General features: G+C 41.8%; 1 protein-coding gene. It reads left to right on the forward strand.

The genetic code is table 11. The features are described from left to right. The coding region (locus ACTHUR_RS19110) for a tRNA ligase subunit PheS family protein (RefSeq protein ID WP_440400350.1) at positions 1 to 315 on the forward strand (315 nt) is incomplete at its 5' end. Positions 316 to 495 lie beyond the last annotated feature (180 nt).

The raw sequence follows: 495 nt of genomic DNA on the forward strand, positions 1-495 counted from the left end.
GCAGTGTTCACTGACTTTATCCGTCGCTTCTTTGAACGCGATGACCTGCAAGTACGTTTCCGTCCGTCTTTCTTCCCGTTTACTGAGCCTTCTGCCGAAATCGACATTATGGGTGAGAATGGCAAATGGTTGGAAGTAGGTGGTTGCGGTATGGTACATCCTAACGTGTTGAAAAATGTGAATATCGACCCTGAAAAATATACCGGTTTCGCTTTCGGTATCGGTCTCGACCGTTTTGCCATGTTGCGCTACAACGTCAATGACCTGCGCTTGTTCTTCGATAACGATTTGAACTTCTTGAAGCAGTTTAAATAAATTTCAGATGGTCTTTTGATAGGCCGTCTGAAAAGTGAATAGATATTACTGATTTCGTCTGATAAAAATTTGTTTCAGACGGCCTGATAGTAGAGAAAATAATATGCAATTTCCTTATTCGTGGCTGAAAACTCAAGCCAATCCTGATCTTTCTGCCGATAAACTGGAACATCTTTTGAC

Source organism: Neisseria sp. P0021.S007 (genome assembly GCF_051956855.1).